At 60.0% G+C, this 16374-nt stretch carries 18 protein-coding genes; 10 read left to right on the top strand and 8 right to left on the bottom strand.

The features are described from left to right. Positions 1–156: 156 nt before the first annotated feature. Positions 157–462: a PsiF family protein gene (locus ACM6JQ_RS03385; protein WP_007915930.1), complete on the bottom strand. Its 306-nt coding sequence runs from the start codon at positions 460–462 to the stop codon at positions 157–159. A gap of 63 nt (positions 463–525) precedes the next feature. Further along, positions 526–1320, bottom strand: coding sequence for an AraC family transcriptional regulator (locus ACM6JQ_RS03380; RefSeq protein ID WP_007915928.1), 795 nt, complete (start codon positions 1318–1320; stop codon positions 526–528). Positions 1321–1416: 96 nt separating this feature from the next. Between ACM6JQ_RS03380 and ACM6JQ_RS03375 the strand changes: the two genes are divergently transcribed. Next, complete coding sequence (locus tag ACM6JQ_RS03375; RefSeq protein WP_095121883.1) at positions 1417–2304, top strand: DMT family transporter; 888 nt, start codon at positions 1417–1419, stop codon at positions 2302–2304. Between the two features lie 109 nt (positions 2305–2413). Here ACM6JQ_RS03375 and ACM6JQ_RS03370 read toward each other — a convergent pair whose 3' ends face one another. From ACM6JQ_RS03370 to ACM6JQ_RS03360, 3 genes are all read right to left on the bottom strand, one after another. Beyond that, on the bottom strand, positions 2414–3292 hold the full coding sequence (locus ACM6JQ_RS03370; RefSeq protein ID WP_414893218.1) for an alpha/beta fold hydrolase: 879 nt from the start codon (positions 3290–3292) through the stop codon (positions 2414–2416). Positions 3293–3383: 91 nt separating this feature from the next. Beyond that, entirely contained in the window at positions 3384–3689 is a 306-nt protein-coding gene (locus ACM6JQ_RS03365) for a DMT family transporter (RefSeq protein WP_095113522.1), read from the bottom strand. Beyond that, complete coding sequence (locus ACM6JQ_RS03360) at positions 3690–4328, bottom strand: FMN-dependent NADH-azoreductase (protein WP_095113521.1); 639 nt, start codon at positions 4326–4328, stop codon at positions 3690–3692. It abuts the gene before it with no gap. A 108-nt stretch (positions 4329–4436) separates the two neighbouring features. Between ACM6JQ_RS03360 and ACM6JQ_RS03355 the strand changes: the two genes are divergently transcribed. Both ACM6JQ_RS03355 and ACM6JQ_RS03350 read left to right on the top strand, forming a co-directional pair. Then, positions 4437–5366 (top strand): LysR substrate-binding domain-containing protein, encoded by a 930-nt coding sequence (locus ACM6JQ_RS03355; protein WP_176472347.1) that lies wholly within the window; start codon positions 4437–4439, stop codon positions 5364–5366. A 90-nt stretch (positions 5367–5456) separates the two neighbouring features. Further along, entirely contained in the window at positions 5457–5990 is a 534-nt protein-coding gene (locus ACM6JQ_RS03350; RefSeq protein ID WP_007915920.1) for a ferritin-like domain-containing protein, read from the top strand. 93 nt (positions 5991–6083) lie between these two features. Here the strand turns inward: ACM6JQ_RS03350 and ACM6JQ_RS03345 are convergent, their stop codons facing one another. Continuing rightward, on the bottom strand, positions 6084–8159 hold the full coding sequence (locus ACM6JQ_RS03345) for an AsmA family protein (protein ID WP_414893217.1): 2076 nt from the start codon (positions 8157–8159) through the stop codon (positions 6084–6086). A gap of 384 nt (positions 8160–8543) precedes the next feature. Here ACM6JQ_RS03345 and ACM6JQ_RS03340 point away from each other — a divergent pair, with 384 nt between their 5' ends. The 7 genes from ACM6JQ_RS03340 (at position 8544) to ACM6JQ_RS03310 (ending at position 13830) form a co-directional block, all read left to right on the top strand. Further along, the gene (locus ACM6JQ_RS03340; RefSeq protein ID WP_095113518.1) at positions 8544–9011 is read left to right on the top strand and encodes a hypothetical protein; all 468 of its coding nucleotides are present in this window, start codon (positions 8544–8546) and stop codon (positions 9009–9011) included. 155 nt (positions 9012–9166) lie between these two features. Then, complete coding sequence (locus tag ACM6JQ_RS03335; protein WP_007915913.1) at positions 9167–9799, top strand: TetR family transcriptional regulator; 633 nt, start codon at positions 9167–9169, stop codon at positions 9797–9799. Positions 9800–10099: 300 nt separating this feature from the next. Then, the gene (gene ureE / locus ACM6JQ_RS03330) at positions 10100–10600 is read left to right on the top strand and encodes an urease accessory protein UreE (protein ID WP_007915912.1); all 501 of its coding nucleotides are present in this window, start codon (positions 10100–10102) and stop codon (positions 10598–10600) included. Further along, positions 10597–11271, top strand: a complete 675-nt coding sequence (locus tag ACM6JQ_RS03325; protein ID WP_007915911.1) for an urease accessory protein UreF — start codon at positions 10597–10599, stop codon at positions 11269–11271. The genes ureE and ACM6JQ_RS03325 overlap by 4 nt, the downstream gene beginning before the upstream one ends. Positions 11272–11282: 11 nt before the next feature. Next, on the top strand, positions 11283–11897 hold the full coding sequence (gene ureG / locus ACM6JQ_RS03320; protein ID WP_007915910.1) for an urease accessory protein UreG: 615 nt from the start codon (positions 11283–11285) through the stop codon (positions 11895–11897). A gap of 27 nt (positions 11898–11924) precedes the next feature. Then, entirely contained in the window at positions 11925–12497 is a 573-nt protein-coding gene (locus tag ACM6JQ_RS03315) for a HupE/UreJ family protein (protein ID WP_007915909.1), read from the top strand. Positions 12498–12696: 199 nt separating this feature from the next. Next, positions 12697–13830 carry an AGE family epimerase/isomerase gene (locus ACM6JQ_RS03310; RefSeq protein ID WP_007915908.1) on the top strand — a complete coding sequence of 378 codons (1134 nt, stop codon included), beginning with the start codon at positions 12697–12699 and terminating at the stop codon, positions 13828–13830. A 54-nt stretch (positions 13831–13884) separates the two neighbouring features. Here ACM6JQ_RS03310 and ACM6JQ_RS03305 read toward each other — a convergent pair whose 3' ends face one another. Continuing rightward, positions 13885–14790 carry a cation diffusion facilitator family transporter gene (locus ACM6JQ_RS03305; protein WP_007915907.1) on the bottom strand — a complete coding sequence of 302 codons (906 nt, stop codon included), beginning with the start codon at positions 14788–14790 and terminating at the stop codon, positions 13885–13887. Between the two features lie 200 nt (positions 14791–14990). Beyond that, positions 14991–15755 carry an SDR family oxidoreductase gene (locus tag ACM6JQ_RS03300; protein WP_007915905.1) on the bottom strand — a complete coding sequence of 255 codons (765 nt, stop codon included), beginning with the start codon at positions 15753–15755 and terminating at the stop codon, positions 14991–14993. Between the last annotated feature and the right edge of the window lie 619 nt (positions 15756–16374).

Below are 16374 nucleotides of genomic sequence, written 5' to 3'. Positions count from 1 at the left end.
TCGAGGAATGGCGAAAAAATCCGGCGACCTGCCAGTCCTGTATTGAATCCAGAATCGGCCGGATAGTTCAGGTCGATGGATATCTGAAAACACCGCGGTCAGTCCCCTCTCCCTCTGGGAGAGGGTTAGGGTGAGGGCGCACCCCACAGAACCAGGTTATTTTTTCTTCAGGCAATCACTCATGAACGTCTTGCGCGCATCGCCGGTCAGGGCTTTGGTTTTCGCGTCGGCGTTGCAGGTTTTCATTTTTTCCTGCTGCGGGGTCAGGGCCTTGGCATCGTTGGCCGCTGGCGTTGCCTTGAGGCAGGTGCTCATGAAGGTTTTGCGCTCATCGCCTTTCAGACTCTTGGCGGTCGCATCGGCATTGCAGGTGGTCATTTTGTTCTGTTGCGCCGTGGCGGCGAAACCTTGGGAACACAGGAGCAAACCAATCATCAACAACGGCACACGCAACATCTTCATGGAGTTTTCTCCTTGTCGCCGCTCCGATGGGGGCGGCCTCTGCTGGAGTGTAGCCAAATCTTGTTACACCTTCCTGCCTTCCAGATGGCTACGGCGATACTGCTCCGGCGTGCAACCGGCCTGCCGCGCGAACATGGCGATAAATGCCGAGCCGCTGCTGTAACCAAGATCGAAGGCGATTTCCTGTACGCTGCGCGACGTCTCCAGCGCCTCGATTGCCGCGAGATAACGCAGACGCTGGCGCCACTCGCCGAAACTCATCCCCAACTCCCGAACGAATTGCCGGGCCAGCGTGCGCTCACTGACGTGCACTTGCAGCGCCCAATGCGCCAGCGGCTGATTGTTGCCCGGTTCGGCCTGCAAGGTTTCGAGGATTGCCAGCAACCCCGGACTGCTCGCGTACGGCAGATAACATTCGTGCACGGGTGCCTGCTGCAATTGATCGACCAGCACCTGCGCCAGACGCTGATCGGCATCCCGTTCGGGAATCTTCACGTCGCGGGCGGCGAAGTCTTTGAGAATCGCCTTGAGAATGTCACTGATCGCCAGGGTACAGGCGCGCTTCGGCAACTCGGTACAAACCTCGGGATCAAGGCACACCGCACGATAGTTGACCGGTTGATGGCTGTAGAAACTGTGCTCGACCTGCGGCGGTACCCATACCGCGTACTGTGGCGGTGACATGAAGCGGCTGCCGTCGACGTCCATGTGCAGCACGCCATGAGCGGCGTACTCCAGCGTGCCCCACGGATGGCGATGCGGCGCGGCGTATTCATGGGCATTGAAGTCGGCGTAGCGGAAGTACACCGCCGATGGCAGTTCGCTGAAATCCAGCAGATCGATGTGTTTGCTGTTCATGCTGTCCGGTTTCAGAGGCAGGTTGTCCGGTTCGAAGTATAGGCCTGCATCCAGACAAGGGATAATCGCCCTTCATCAACGTAATGGTTTCAACTCATGCAATACGCGTTTCCGCTGCTGGCGATTTTTATCTGGGCCGGCAATACCGTGATCAACAAACTCGCGGTCGGGGCAATCTTCCCCGCCGAGATCGGTTTCTATCGCTGGCTCCTCGCCGGTTTGCTGTTCACCCCGTTCATGCTCAAAGCGGTGATCGCGCACTGGCCGCAGATCCGCCCGAACCTGGGCAAGATTTTCATCCTCGGCGTACTCGGCATGGCGGTGTATCAAAGCCTCGCCTACTTCGCCGCAACCCTGACCACCGCCACCAACATGGGCATCATCCTGTCGCTGATGCCGTTGATGTCGCTGGCCATGGCAATCATCAGTCTCGGTCAGCGCCTGACGGCGGGGGCCCTGGTCGGTGCGGTGTTGTCGTTTGCCGGTGTGCTGGTGGTGGTGTCCTCCGGCAGCCTCGGCGCGTTGCTGCAGCACGGCGTGAACATGGGCGATGCGATGATGTTGATCGCCACCCTGGCCTATGCGATCTACAGCACTTTGCTGAAAAAATGGCAGCTGCGCCTGCCGCCGCTGGTGTTGCTGTATCTGCAGGTGCTGGTGGCGATTGTCGTGTTGTTTCCGCTATACGCAGCTTCGCCGAAGACCGGGCTGACTCTGCAGAACATTCCGCTCGTGCTGTATGCGTGCCTGCTGGCGTCGATGCTCGCGCCGCTGGCGTGGATGCAGGCTGTGCAGCGTCTGGGGCCGAGCCGCACGACGTTGTTCTTTAACCTGCTGCCATTGATTACCGCGCTGATTGCGGCGGTGGTGTTGAAGGAGCAGTTGGCGATGTATCACTTGGTGGGCGGGTTGTTGACGCTGGGCGGGGTGATTCTTTCCGAGCGCTGGACCACCGTGTTGGGCCGTCGAATCAGCGTTGCCTGATGGAAAAGATCGCAGCCTGCAGCAGCTCCTACATGAGTTCGGGGCGTTCACAAAATCTGTGTTCGACACTGAACCTGTAGGAGCTGCCGCAGGCTGCGATCTTTTGATCCTAAAGGCCTGCAGCCTTCAGCCGCGCCGCATGCTCGACAAACAGTCGTACCGGATCCGCGCCCTTACCCACCAGCCCCAGCGACTGGTTAACAATGTCGAAGTGATCCAGCGGATAGTCATCGCCAATCACCGTGCCCAGATGCGAGCTGTACCGTCCGACCATCCCATCGCACTGCCCCGGTTCACGCACAAACGTTTTCGCAAACAACCGGCAACTTCGATTCGTCCCGTCAAACAAATTCCCGCCACGATCAGTCTTGCCCGGCTGCAATGTCCCCGACCACGAGTAATAGCGCACACCGTTGACCTCTTCCGGCCCGTGCCCGCCCCACGTTTCCGGCAAGCCCTGTGGATAACGCTGGTTGAACAGCGCCACGCCCTCAGTGGTCAGCGATTGATGCGAGGCGTGAATATCCACCGGCAGTTTCGGCCCGTGGTAACCGGTTTCCATTAGCGCCATCAGCCAGCCGACAAAACGCAGCAATGCCTCAAGCACACGACCCTTGGCGCTGTCCGCCGGGTAATGTTTTTGCAGATAGTCGGCCAGTTCCGAACCATGATTCGGTCCGGCGACCGACGTCACCGAGGCCACCAGATCCGGCCGCTTCGCCGCCGCATAGCGCGCCGTCAATGAGCCCTGACTGTGGCCGAACAGGTTGACCTTTTGCGCCCCGGTTTCGCGCAAGATCTCATCGATGCGCGCCAGCAACTGCTCGCCGCGCACCTCTGTGGAGTTGAGCGGCGACACCTGCACCGCAATCACCGTCGCACCACCCCGGCGCAGTGCCTTGACGATGCCGTACCAGTACGGATAGAGCACCAGCCGGATAAACCCGAGCATTCCGGGCACCAACACCAATGGATAACGCGTCGACATGGGCAAACATCCTTGTGGTCGGTGAGTGGATGCCAGACGTGCAAAACGCCCGCCAAGCATCCTCCCTGATCATGACAACTCAACGACCAGCCTACTTCAGGCCCACCACCCCCGCCACAATCAGCCCTACCGAAACCAGTTTGACCAGCGTCAGGCTCTCACCCAACAGGGCAAAGCCGAGGAACACCGTGCCCAGCGAACCAATCGCGGTCCAGATCGGGTAGGCGATGCTCACCGGCAACTCACGCATCGCCAGGGTCAGGAAGTAGATCCCGCCGAGCGCCGCAATCACCGTGATCAACGAGGGCCACAGCCGGGTGAAGCCCTCGGCGTACTTCATGCCCATGGCGAAGGTCACTTCAAACCCGGCGGCGATCAGCAAGAACAGCCAGGCCACCTAGAACTCCCGGGCAAGGCTGAGCAAACGCTGCTCCGCCTCGGCCACCGATACCGCGAAAGTGCGTTCGGCGGACTCTTCGCCCTCGGCCGCGACCACGCTGACGTCATTGATGCCGATGAAACCCAGCGCCGTGCGCAACCATGGATCGGCGTGGTTCAAGGCTTCCAGTTCACCACCCGGACCGAAGCCGAAGCCACCGCGACTGGTGACGATCAAGGCTTTCTTGCCCTGCAACAAAGGCGTGTACTGGGCGACGCCATTGTCCAGCGTGTGATCGAAGGTCAGCCCCAGGCGCACGATCTGATCGACCCAGGCCTTGAGGCCGCTGGGCACACTGAAGTTGTACATCGGTGTGGAAATCAGCAGCAGGTCGTGCTCGAACAACTCGCCGACCAATTGATCGCTCAGGGCCAGATCGGCCTGCATCGACAGTGGGCGTGCTTCAGGCTGTGGATAAAACGCGGCGGCGACAAAGGCTTCGTTGACCGCCGGAATCAGTGCCCGCCCGACCTCGCGGCGAGTCACTTGCGCCTGCGGATGACGCACCTGCCAGGCACTGAGAAAATGTTCCGCCAGACGCCGCGAATGGGAACGGTCGCCACGTGGGCTGGCATGGATCGCAAGAATTTTGCTCATCTGGAACTCCTTGAGGCTAGACTTGAGTTGGCGTGTCGTTGCAGATTGCAGGTGTCACCCCTAAGCCTCAAATGAGCAAAAGTCAGTCTGGATGAGTTTTTTTCATCCATGGAGTTTTCAATGTTCGCCTCGCTGCCTCTCACCGCCCTGCGCGCTTTTGAATCGGCGTCACGGCTGCTCAGTTTCAAGGCTGCCGCCGAAGAACTGTCGGTCACGCCCACGGCGATTTCTCACCAGATCCGGTCGCTGGAAGACTGGCTCGGCCTCGCGTTGTTCGAACGCCTGCCACGCCAGGTGCGCCTGACCGAGGGCGGCGAGCGCCTGTTTCGCAGCCTGCACGGCGCATTGCTGGAAGTGGCGCAGAGCGTCGATACCCTGCGCCCGCAGCGCAACGCCAGCACGCTGACGCTATCGACCACCGCCGCGTTTGCCGCGCTGTGGCTGGTGCCGCGCCTCGGACGCTTTTATGCGCAGCATCCGAACATCAACGTGCGCCTCGACACCCACTGCGAAGTCATCGATCTGCATCAGGACGCCAGCGTCGATCTGGTGTTGCGCTACAGCCTCGACGACTACCCGAACCTGTACGGTCTGTGCCTGTTCGATGAATCGTTCGGCGTTTATGGCTCGCCCGAGCAAGTGGCGCTGGCCGCGCGGCGTACGCCAACGTTGATCAGCGTGCGCTGGCACAACTCGAAACTGTATGCCCATGGCTGGGAAGCGTGGTGCGCCAAGGCCGAGGAAAACTGGCTGAACCAGCAACCGGCGATCCGCGAATACGATGAAGAACATTACGCCCTGCAAGCGGCGATCGCCGGGCAAGGGCTGGTGCTGGCGAGCAATATTCTGGTGTCGGAGAGCGTCGCCAGCGGTTTGCTGGTGCCGTACAAGGGCGAGGTTCAGGTCGATGGCGCCGGTTACAGCGCGTTGTGTGTGCCGGGGCGTGAGCGGCATCCGCCGGTGCGGGCGTTTTTTGCCTGGTTGCGCGACGAAGCGCAGCGCTCGGGACTGGTGCCAAGGTCGCAGCAAATCGGGTAAAACTTTTTGCAACGCTCATGACTCACAGCTTAGGTAGCGACCGCGTCCGCAGAACGTGGCGACAATCGGATTAGCCTCCAGGAGATCGAAATGAGCGACGACCTGCATCTGTCAGATGTTCAAACCTTGCGCGACCGTGCGCGCCAACACGTCGAGAATGGCGCCGTCACCGAGGGTTACAGCGCCGACCGTGAAGAGGTGCTGCGCTTGCTCAATGAATCGCTGGCCACTGAACTGGTCTGCGTGCTGCGCTACAAGCGCCACTATTTCATGGCCAATGGCGTGAAAGCCCATGTGGCCGCCGAAGAGTTTCTCGAGCACGCCACCCAGGAAGCCGAGCACGCCGACCGTCTGGCCGAGCGCATCGTGCAATTAGGCGGCGAGCCTGAGTTCAACCCCGACCTGCTGTCGAAAATGTCCCACGCGCAATATGTGGCCGGCAACACCCTCAAAGAGATGGTCTACGAAGACCTCGTTGCCGAGCGGATCGCCATCGACAGCTATCGCGAGATCATTCAGTACATCGGCGAGAAAGACCCGACTACGCGGCGTATCTTCGAAGATATTCTGGCGCAGGAAGAAGAACATGCCGATGACATGGCTGACATCCTGAACGACCTCTAAACCCTATCGCGAGCAGGCTCACTCCTACATGTGGAATGCGTTCCCATGTAGGAGTGAGCCTGCTCGCGATGGCGTCTTTCATAACGCTGAAGATTACTTGGTAGGTTTTACGGTGACAGGCGCCTTGCCCGCCTTCATCTGCTCCAGCAACGGCGCACACTGATTCGGCTCACCGCCACTCGGCGCCACCAGCGCCAACAGCCCCGCCGCCGGTGCGGCAATCACGCCCAACGCAACCATCCCCGCTCCACGCAACATCAGCGGCACGGCCTTCACGCCGGCATCCGGCTTGATGAACTTGCCCCGCACATACAGCGGCGAACGCAGGGAGATCAAACGCCAGCCCTTGGATTCCGGCGTTACCGTCAGATCCAGTTGCTCGGTGGCCATGTTCGCCGTGCCGTCGATATAGATGATCGCGTTCTCGGTATCGAAGACAAACAACTGCGTGGTCGCCAGACCGGTCTTGATGTCAAAGTCGGCGGCTGCGCAGTTGATCTTCACTTCCTTGTCGCCAAAGATCTTGCCGACCACATAGTTGCCGACGTTGAGCCCGGCCAGTTCCATCAGCTCACGGCTGATCGCGCCGTCGTTGATCAGCATCTTCAACTTGCCGTTGGCGCCGCCCAGCAGCTTGGCCACCGAGTTGCCGCGACCAGTGATATCGGCGTCGCCATTCAGCTCACCAAAACTGGTCTTCATCGGTTCGAAAGTCGGGAACAGCTCTTTGAGTTTGAACCTGCGCGCAGTCAGCTTCGCCCGGCCTTCCAATGGTTCGGTGCGGCCATTGAGGCGAATCTGTGCATCGAGATTGCCGCCAGCGACGCCGAAGCGCAGCGGCTCCAGGCTGAGTTCGCCGTCGTTGAGTTTCAGGTGGGTATAAAGATCGTTGAACGGCAGTTTCTCGCTGTGGACGATGCGCTTGCCGGTGAACTCGACGTCGGCGTCCATCGCGCGCCAGCGATCAGTCTTGAACTCTTCCACCGGCAGCACTTTATCGGCCGGCTGTTTGCTCTCGCCACCGCGGGCCTTTTGCTTGTCATTGGAGTCGGCGCCGATCAGCGGTGCGAGGTCAGCGAACAACAGTTGATTGGAGAGCAACGCGCCGCTGAGTTTTGGTCGCGGCTGGCTGGCGACGTAGGTCAGGTCGCCATGAATATCACTGCTGCCGATCTTGCCGTTGAACTGCTCATAGGTAAATTTCGCCCCGGCCTCGTCATGCAGCTTGGCGATCAAATGGCCGTCGGTGGCGTACGGTGGCGTATCCGGCAGGGTCACGCCGGTCAGCGGATAGAGATTGCCGAGGCTGGCGCCGGCCAGTTTCAGGCGCAGATCGAGGGCGCCGAGATTGAGCGGATCGGTCAGCGTGCCAGCCAGTTCGATGCTGGTGTCGCCGATCTTCGCCTGGGCCTGCAGCGGGAATGGCTTGCGCGCATCCTGCAAGGCGAGCAACCCGCCGATCTTGCCTTGGCCGGTGAGGTTCTGCCCGTGGTATTGGCCTTTGACCTTCAAGGCAAATGCATAATCCTGCGGCGCACCGCCCTTGTCCTGCGCGGTTTTCGCCGCCTTGGCACCAACGATGTCGCTGTACGGGATCGGCTTGCCCAGCGGATCGATCAGCACATCGAGATTGGTCTTGAGTGTCTGATCGTCGAGGGTGACGTGCCCCTTGTCGAACCCGATCGCGCCGATGTCGACCACCCAGTTCGACGGTTCAGCGTTCGGATCTTTCGGGTCAAACTTGAACGTCCAGTTGGCGCGGCCATCGGCCAGACGCTGCAACTGGGCATTGGGCTCGGTCAGGTCGATGCGCGGAATCACCACCCGTTGCGCCAACAGCGCCAGCGGCGAGATACGCAGCTCAACGCGCTTGAGCGTGACCATCTGCGGTTGCTTCGACCAGTCCGGGTTGCCCAGGCTCAAGTCCTCGGCGACCACGTGCGGCCACGGCACCCACGCGCGCCAGCCACCCTCGTCCGGCTCGCGCTGCCAGATCACCGCGAGATTGCCGTTGATGGCAAACGGTCGGTGCAGTTCTTCCGAGACTTTGGCGTTGAGCGGCGGTTTGATCCGGTTCCAGTCGAAGAACACGATGATCAATACCAGCACGGCCAGTAGCAGCACGAGGATGGCGAAGGTCCAGCTGAAGATTTTTCCAGTGCGCGTCATGCACAAAGCTCCTGATCACGACCGCACGCAGAGACTGCGGCGCACGGCTGAAACGGCGGGCCAAAGCGGCCCTCATGAAATCTACGACTGGCAAACCAGCCGCAGGTTTAATCGAAAGGCCGATTACTGCGCAAAAAGTCGCGCGAAATCTGACCAATCAGTCGAACAGTGTTACCGCGACCGCACTTTTGCGAGGCGCGAGTGAGTGGGAAATACCCACCTCGGTGCAAAACCGTCGGCCGGAAAGCCGCGATCTAGAGCCTCCCGGCAGAACAATCAATTCTGTTGATTATTACCATTGCGTTTATGAACTTTTATATCGACTTATCGAGAGTAGCATTGCCCTCGTACCCACTTTATCGCCCTCCCAAGGAGCAACCCATCATGAAACGCCAATTACTGCTCAGCCTTACCCTGTCGATGCTAGCCAGCACTGCTTTCGCCCTGCCCGCTGCCGACCAAGCGACTCCGCAAGTTAAATCCAGCCACTCGGTATTCAGCCAAACCGTAGCAGCTGATGGTTCGGACCGTACTCCACAAGGCCAGACCCTGGCTGAAGGCGGCCGCGATCGCCTGGAAGAGAAAGGTCTGGTTCAAGACGGCTACGACAAGACTCCTCAAGGTCAAACTCTGGCGTCTGACGGTAGCGACCGCACTCCACAAGGCCAGACCCTGGCGTCCGACGGTAGCGACCGCACTCCACAAGGCCAGACCCTGGCTTCTGACGGCGGCGACCGCACCCCACAAGGCCAGACCCTGGCTTCCGATGGCGGCGATCGCACTCCACAAGGCCAGACCCTTGCCGAAGGTGGTGGTGACCGTGTGATCGAACGCAACAGCGCTTTGAGCTAAGCCCATGGCGGCCTCGAAAAAAAGCCCAATCCACGGATTGGGCTTTTGACTTTTCCGGCCCGATAAAATCTTCCGCTGCATGCCCTCCCGTTCGACGCCGACAAAGCCGATTTGCTAGAGTGCGGCGCTTGTCCTGCCAAAGAACACACCCTGCGATGCTGCCCCGCGCCGAACAGAAACAACAGACCCGCAACGCCTTGATGGACGCTGCCCGCCACCTGATGGAAAGCGGCCGAGGATTCGGCAGCCTGAGCCTGCGCGAAGTGACGAAAACCGCCGGGATTGTGCCCACCGGTTTCTACCGGCATTTTGCCGATATGGACGAGTTAGGCCTGGTGCTGGTCAGCGAAGTCGGCCAGACCTTCCGCGAAACCATTCGCTTGGTGCGCCACAACGAATTCGTCATGGGCGGCATTATCGACGCCTCGGTGCGGATTTTCCTCGACGTGGTCAGCGCCAATCGCTCGCAATTTCTGTTTCTTGCGCGCGAGCAGTACGGCGGTTCGCTGCCGGTGCGCCAGGCGATCGGGCGCTTGCGCGAGAACATCAGTTCCGACCTCGCGGCCGACCTGACGATGATGCCCAAACTGCAGCATCTGGATGCCGCCGGTTTGAGCGTGATGGCTGACCTGATCGTCAAATCGGTGTTCGCTACCCTCCCCGACATCATCGACCCGCCCGCCGAAGCCTTGCCGGAGCATCTGACGCCGCAGGCGAAGATCACCCAGCAACTGCGCTTTATCTTCATTGGCCTCAAGCACTGGCAAGGGCTAGGCAGTACCGAGTAGCAACCTCTTCCTTACTGATACATCCGGTCCCCTGTAGGCCTTCGCCTGCTCGCGATAGCGGTTTAACAGCTACATATTTGCTGACTGACACTGCGCTATCGCGAGCAGGCTCACTCCTACAAAGGTGCGGTGTCACAGCCTCCATTTGGTGCATTAAAAAATCTTCACGCACCAAAACCTTTCATATTCCCGCAACATCTTGAAACATCCACTACGCTCCGACAGGGATTTCCTACATCTCGTCCGATTGGCAAGGCCCTTGCTCTAGCCAGAGTATTGTCCATAGCTGGAAGTTTTCCGATGCTGGTGATTCACCGCAGAATCGACCCTCAACCCGTCTGGGCCGCCGAGTTGCACCTGACCTTCGAAGCACGGAGCAAAAGCCGTTTGCGCTGTTTCAGTGCCGAGGGCGAAGACGTCGGGTTGTTTTTGGAGCGCGGTCAGTCGCCGCTGTATGACGGCGAATGCCTACAGGCTGAAGACGGCCGCATCGTCCGCGTCTGCGCCCGTCCCGAACACCTGTTGCATGTCACCTGCGCCAACGCCTTCGAACTGACCCGCGCTGCCTATCACTTGGGTAACCGCCACGTCGCCCTGCAAGTCGGCGATGGCTGGCTGCGTTTGCTCGACGACTACGTGCTCAAAGCCATGCTGGAACAGCTTGGTGCGCAGGTCGAAGCGATCGAAGCGCCATTCCAGCCGGAGCACGGCGCCTATGGCGGCGGCCATCACCATTCACGCCACGGCGACGAAGACTTCAATTACGCGCCGAAACTCCATCAGTTCGGCGTACGCCTGTGAATCCGGCCTGGGCGCTGCTGCGCCTGGCCAGTCCGCAGCTGCCGATTGGTGGCTACAGCTATTCGCAAGGCCTGGAAATGGCGGTGGATAACGGCCGCGTCAACAACCCGGACAGCGCGCGGCGCTGGATCAGCGATCAGTTGCTGCTCAACCTCGCTCGCTTCGAAGCGCCGCTATTGCTCGCGCATTGCCAGGCGGCGGCGGATGAACAGTGGGCTGATTTGCAGATCCTTTGCGAAAGCCATCGCGCCAGTCGCGAGACGCGCGAGTTGCATCTGGAGAGCCGGCAGATGGGCTATTCGTTGCAGCAGTTGCTCAACGGTTTGCCAGAACTCGACGCATCCGCCCGCAGCTTTCTCGATCAATGCACTGAACCGCATCTGGCCCTGTGCTGGGCGCTGGCCGCGCGTGCCTGGGGCATCAACCCGCAGGACGCCCTCGCCGCATGGTTGTGGAGCTGGCTGGAAAACCAGCTCGCCGTATTGATGAAAACCCTGCCGCTGGGTCAGCAAGCCGCGCAACGCCTGACCAGCGAACTGCTGCCGCTGCTGCAACAGGCGCAGCAGGACGCCAGCCGAATCGATCCCGAACACATGGGCAGCGCCGCGTTTGGTCTGTCCCTGGCGTGCATGGCCCACGAGCGCCAGTACAGCCGACTCTTCCGTTCTTAGGAGAAACACTCATGAACACACAACCTCTGCGCGTCGGCATCGGCGGCCCGGTCGGTTCCGGCAAAACCGCGTTGACCCTGGCCCTGTGCCTGGCCCTGCGCGAGCGCTACAACCTCGCCGTGGTCACCAACGATATCTACACCCGCGAAGACGCCGATTTCCTCGTGCGCAACGAAGCTCTCGCACCGGAGCGGATCATCGGCGTGGAAACCGGCGGCTGCCCGCACACGGCGATCCGCGAAGACGCCTCGATCAACCTTGAAGCGGTCGATCAACTGAACCGGCGTTTTCCGGGGCTGGATCTGATTCTGGTGGAATCCGGCGGCGACAACCTCTCGGCGACTTTCAGCCCGGAGCTGTCCGACCTGACCATCTACGTGATCGACGTCTCGGCCGGCGACAAGCTGCCGCGCAAGGGCGGACCGGGGATCTGCAAATCCGATCTGCTGGTGATCAACAAGATCGACCTCGCGCCGCTGGTGGGCGCCTCGCTGGAGATGATGGACAGCGACACCAAACGCATGCGCAACGGCAAGCCGTTCGTTTTCAGCAACCAGAAAACCGGTCAGGGCCTTGAGCAAATCATCGCCTTCATCGAACGCCAGGGCCTGCTGACCGCAGCCTGATTCACTGCTCAACAAGGAAGCTTATCCATGACACTCAAACGTATTCTTGGCGCCGTGGCGCTGCTGCTGACGCCGGCATTGGCTTTCGCACACCCGGGGCATGGCGACAGTGGCTTGATCGCCGGTATCAGCCACCCGATCGGCGGCCTCGACCATTTGCTAGCGATGGTGGCGGTCGGTTTGTGGGCGGCGCAGCAGCAAGGCGCGGCGCGCTGGGCGCTGCCGTGCACATTTGTCGGCACCATGTTGATTGGCGGCATGCTTGGGTTTGAAGGGCTGGAATTGCCGGCGCTGGAAAGCGGGATTGCCGCGTCGGTGCTGGCGTTGGGTCTGGCGGTGGCGCTGGCGGTGCGTCCGCCGTTGGTCATGGCGGTGGTGGCGACGGCGGTATTTGCGCTGTTCCATGGCGTGGCGCATGGCTTGGAACTGCCGGACATGAGCAGTCCTTGGGCGTATGCGGCGGGTTTTGTGGCCGCGACAGCTGCACTGCATGCGGCGGGTTATGCAGTAGTGCGTTTCCTGCCTAAGGCTGCGGCACCGTTGGTGCGCCTTGCAGGTGCTGCCTCAGCAATAACAGGCGCCTGGCTGCTGGCAGGCTAATCTCCATCGCCTGTACCGGTCTCATCGCTGGCAAGTCAGCTCCCACAAGGATATTTGGTGTTCACACAATTGTGGACTGACCCAATCACCTGTGGGAGCTGGCTTGCCAGCGATGACGGCCGATCAGACACCAAGACTCTAACGGCCGCCGCTCTGCTACCATGTCGCGCAATCGCCCCAGCCGTGACGACGTCCGCCCATGCCCCACGCTTCCCGCTCCACCTCCCTGCCTGAATTGACCGCCCTGTTTGGCGCTGTGCAACAGCACTTCGTCGACGTGATCGTGCCGCTCTGGCAAGGCCCGGGCTGGAACGCCGACATGGCGTTGCCCTATGAGGCGCTGGACGCCGCGCATCAGCCGCTGCCACCGCAGCGCTACCGGGCGATGGCCTGTGCGCGACAGCTGTATCTGTTTTCCAGTCTGATCGGAGTTGTGGATAACGCTGAAGTCCGTGCGGCGGCGCTGTTCCGCTCCTTGCAACGGCACTTTCATGATGCCGATCATGGCGGCTGGTTCTATAGCATCGATGCCCAGGGCAAGCCGCTGGATCAGCGCAAGGATCTCTACACCCACGCGTTTATCCTGTTTGCCTGCGCGCATTACTGGGCAAAGTCCGGCGATCCGCTGGTCGAGTCGACGCTGAACGCGGCCCTGGAAATCATTGGCCGACGCTTCGCCACCGGCGATGGATTGTACGAAGCCTGCCTGGAACGCGACTGGATCACCCTGCAAACCGGTCCGCTGCAAAACCCGTTGATGCATCTGGCCGAAGCATTCCTCGCGACCCTTGCCGTGCGCGAAGATGCCCAGACGCAGAAAGCACTGCTGGAGTTATGCACAGCCATGCACAAGCGGTTCGTCGATCCGCAATATGGCGTGTTGATGGAGAAGCCGCTCGGCGCTGTGGATAACTGGTATGAGCCGGGGCACCAGTTCGAATGGTATTTCCTGCTCGAATCGTCGCCGTTGTTGCGCGGTTCGAAATTGCACGCCGCACTGGATCGAGCGTTTGCGTTCACCGAGCAATACGGTGTGGTGCAGCCATCCGGCGCGGTGCGGGCAATGCTCGATCTGGAAATGGACGGACGCCCGCGAGACTCGACCCAGCGGATCTGGGCGCAGGCGGAATATCTGCGCGCGCTGACCTTGCGTCAGGGCAGTGAAGCGGTGGTGCTGCGCCAGTTGCAGGCGTTGCAGCAGCGATTCCTGCATGCGGGTGGCTGGCATGAGTGTCGGGATGAGTTGGGCGAGGTTAGCCGCAAGGACATGCCTTCGACTACGCCGTATCACTTGGCGACTTGCTATAGCGGCCTGGCTGAATATCTGCGCTGACGGATAAATAGCCTGCTCCGGGCGGCAAACCGACGAATGGCCGTTACGTGGTCTTCAGGCAATCCATTTCTTGTCCCCGGTAAAGCTGATGGTCAACCATCGCGCCGCATCCGGCTTGCCCAGTTTCGCCGAAATCTCCTCGCGCAACGCATCCAGCTGTCCGACATTGCTCAACGCATAATCCGCCGGCAACACCACATGAATCTCGATAAACCGTGCCCGTCCGTGCTTCTGCACGTACGACACGTAATCATCGAAACCATGCTCGGTTTTCGCCGCCTCCATCACCTGCCGGACCTGATCATCCAGTGTATCCGGCGCAATCCCCAGCACATCGCGTAAGGCCGGGCCAAGGATCTTGAACGCTGGCGGCAACATGGTCAGCGCCAGCACGATCAGGATCAACGGGTCGACATACACCGCCCACTCGCCATAGCCCTGGGACTTGAGCAGCAACGCCGCGAGGAAACTGATCAACAGGCCCACGGACAGCATCGCGTCCACCAGCCAGCTGATGTTGTCGAACTGGATCAGGCTGGATTTGAGCTTGCGGTTACGCCGACGCACGTAGAAGAAATAAGCGAACTCGACAACGGTAAACACCGCCGCATAAATGATCACCAGCCCCAGTTCGATCTCGCGACCACCGTTGATGATGCCAAACACGCCGTTGAGAAACGCGTAGATCGCGATCAACATCAGGAAGCTGCCTTCGATAAGCAGCACCATGGGTTCCAGATGCCAGAAACCGAATTGGAAACGGTGATTGCTTTCCTTGGCGATCAACTTGGCCGTGATCAACATCAGGACTTTGATGAACGTTGCGATCAGCGAGAAAAAACCATCGAACAGGATGGATTGCGAACCAGAAACAAAACCGGTGACGATCCCGGCAATCGCCACAGCCAACATCAGAATGGTCGATTGTTTGAGCAGTGCCTGCTCACCTCGGTTACTCACTTTGACTCCTCGAAAAACCTTGAAAACCGCGGGGTGCGGTTGAGTTGTTGCGAGGGGAGTTTACCTTATCGCCATTTTTTGCCTGTTCTGGCCTCATCGCTGGCAAGCCAGCTCCCACAAGTATCGAGCCGTTCACAAGATTTGTGTACGCCAATAAACCTGTGGGAGCTGGCTTGCCAGCGATTGGCCTTAACGCGGTGTCAGGCCTTATTGCGCTCAATGGCAAACCCGGCCCAGGTCTGGCTCACCGGCATCAATTCCAGGCTGTTGATGTTGATGTGCGCCGGCGCATTCATCACCCAGAAAATCGTTTCGGCGATGTCCTGCGGCTGGATCGGCTCGGCACCGGCGTAAGTCGCGTTGTAACGCTCCTGATCGCCAGCAAAACGCACCAGCGAGAACTCGCTCTCACACAGTCCTGGCTCGATGTTGCTGACCCGCACACCGGTGCCCTGCAAGTCGCAACGCAGGTTCAGCGAAAACTGTTTAACGAACGCTTTGGTCGCGCCATACACGTGGCTGCCCGGGTACGGATAGTTGCCCGCGATGGAGCCAAGGTTGACGATGCCGGCGCCACGGCCATGGGCAATCAGGCGCGGCAGCAGCAGGCGGGTTGCGTACATCAGGCCTTTGACGTTGGTGTCGACCATGGTGTCCCAATCGTCCAGATCGCACTTCGGCGCCGGGTCCACGCCCAGTGCCAGACCTGCGTTGTTGATCAGGCCACGCAGCTTGGCGAACGATGGCGGCAAGTTGGCAATCGCCTCCTCCATCGCCTTGCGATCGCGCACATCGAGCACCAGGCCATGCACTTCGGTCTGCTTCGACAGCTCGGCGCACAGCGCATTGAGGCGTTCTTCACGACGACCGGTCAGCACCAGTTTCCAGCCAGCCTCGGCAAAACGGCGGGCACAGGCTTCACCAAATCCGGACGTCGCGCCGGTGATAAACAGGGTGTTGGACATCGTGTTCTCCTTGCTTCGACCGCCGGGGCAGCCCTTGGAATAGAAAATCAGCAGGCAGCATGCCCGCACGCGCATTCACGGGCAACACCCACAAGCTGTACAAAAAACAACCAATCGCACCAACGCTATAGCAACCGTGGCCTGTAGCCATGTGCACGCATGTTATCCACAGTCCCTTCCACAGTTTCCGGGGGCAAGTGCAAACGCGCAAAGCCGCGCCACACAAGGCTTTGCGGGCGAAATAGAAAGTTTTTTGCTTGACCCTGAAGTGGCGGATGTGCGGGACATGGCATTTTGCACGAGCGGACAGTCAACACAGTGATTGCGCGAGGCCAGTAATTACGGCCCTCAGCGCAGTCTTTCCAGAGTTTAATCACAGACTTATCCACAGGCTTGTTGACATGCAATGGCCGCTGAGGTGGCACCCAAAAAAAGGTTGACAACGACGTCTCCCGCTCTCGTAAAAACGCCTGATCAAAAAACAACCACATCCTTGCAGGCCACGGCGCACAAGGCGCGCAGCCAGATACACCCACGTTATTCACAGCCAGCTCCACAGTAACCGGGGACAAGTCAAAACTGTGGAAAAACAGCCATTTGCAGCGTCTATATGTCGCGC

Origin of the sequence: Pseudomonas sp. IT-232MI5 (assembly GCF_949767845.1) — a bacterium.
In the GTDB taxonomy this organism is placed as follows: domain Bacteria; phylum Pseudomonadota; class Gammaproteobacteria; order Pseudomonadales; family Pseudomonadaceae; genus Aquipseudomonas.
The sequence above is the reverse complement of the archived record's forward strand: the minus strand, read 5'-3'. Positions and strand labels throughout refer to the sequence as shown.

Coding starts and splice junctions, on each gene's coding strand:
- ACM6JQ_RS03385 (WP_007915930.1), bottom strand. CDS start 462: ATGAAGATGTTGCGTGTGCCGTTGTTGATGATTGGTTTGCTCCTGTGT.
- ACM6JQ_RS03380 (WP_007915928.1), bottom strand. CDS start 1,320: ATGAACAGCAAACACATCGATCTGCTGGATTTCAGCGAACTGCCATCG.
- ACM6JQ_RS03375 (WP_095121883.1), top strand. CDS start 1,417: ATGCAATACGCGTTTCCGCTGCTGGCGATTTTTATCTGGGCCGGCAAT.
- ACM6JQ_RS03370 (WP_414893218.1), bottom strand. CDS start 3,292: ATGTCGACGCGTTATCCATTGGTGTTGGTGCCCGGAATGCTCGGGTTT.
- ACM6JQ_RS03360 (WP_095113521.1), bottom strand. CDS start 4,328: ATGAGCAAAATTCTTGCGATCCATGCCAGCCCACGTGGCGACCGTTCC.
- ACM6JQ_RS03355 (WP_176472347.1), top strand. CDS start 4,437: ATGGAGTTTTCAATGTTCGCCTCGCTGCCTCTCACCGCCCTGCGCGCT.
- ACM6JQ_RS03350 (WP_007915920.1), top strand. CDS start 5,457: ATGAGCGACGACCTGCATCTGTCAGATGTTCAAACCTTGCGCGACCGT.
- ACM6JQ_RS03345 (WP_414893217.1), bottom strand. CDS start 8,159: ATGACGCGCACTGGAAAAATCTTCAGCTGGACCTTCGCCATCCTCGTG.
- ACM6JQ_RS03340 (WP_095113518.1), top strand. CDS start 8,544: ATGAAACGCCAATTACTGCTCAGCCTTACCCTGTCGATGCTAGCCAGC.
- ACM6JQ_RS03335 (WP_007915913.1), top strand. CDS start 9,167: ATGCTGCCCCGCGCCGAACAGAAACAACAGACCCGCAACGCCTTGATG.
- ureE (WP_007915912.1), top strand. CDS start 10,100: ATGCTGGTGATTCACCGCAGAATCGACCCTCAACCCGTCTGGGCCGCC.
- ureG (WP_007915910.1), top strand. CDS start 11,283: ATGAACACACAACCTCTGCGCGTCGGCATCGGCGGCCCGGTCGGTTCC.
- ACM6JQ_RS03315 (WP_007915909.1), top strand. CDS start 11,925: ATGACACTCAAACGTATTCTTGGCGCCGTGGCGCTGCTGCTGACGCCG.
- ACM6JQ_RS03310 (WP_007915908.1), top strand. CDS start 12,697: ATGCCCCACGCTTCCCGCTCCACCTCCCTGCCTGAATTGACCGCCCTG.
- ACM6JQ_RS03300 (WP_007915905.1), bottom strand. CDS start 15,755: ATGTCCAACACCCTGTTTATCACCGGCGCGACGTCCGGATTTGGTGAA.